Genomic DNA, 347 nt, shown 5'->3' on the forward strand with positions numbered 1-347 from the left:
TTCTCACGGCACTGCATTCTCAGCTCTTCCACCGCGGTGCCACTGCTTTTCCATACCTTGTGGTAATCTTCAATCAACCAACGGCGCTCGTAATAGCCGACAACCTCCAGTGCCTCCTTCGAGCATGTGATAGGTTCGGAGGTGAGTAAGTGCCATGCCAGTTTTTCTTCACGATGACTTTGCTCTACGACACTGACGTAATACAGAGGGATGTCTGCCTGAGTGCGTTTGTTGGCTGGAGCTTTGAGGGTCACTCGGGCATATCTCATTTCCAGCGTCACCGCCCGGGCTTTCCTTCCGCCTTTCTGAGGAATGAGGAGAGATTTCGTCGCTGCAAGCGGTAATGT

1 pseudogene is annotated in these 347 nt (G+C 52.4%); it reads right to left on the reverse strand.

The annotated features are described in order from the left end of the window. Positions 1–347 (reverse strand): annotated as a pseudogene (locus SHEWPOL2_RS22180) (IS4 family transposase); the annotation flags it as partial.

The organism is Shewanella sp. POL2 (assembly GCF_000282755.1).
Lineage (GTDB): Bacteria > Pseudomonadota > Gammaproteobacteria > Enterobacterales > Shewanellaceae > Shewanella > Shewanella xiamenensis.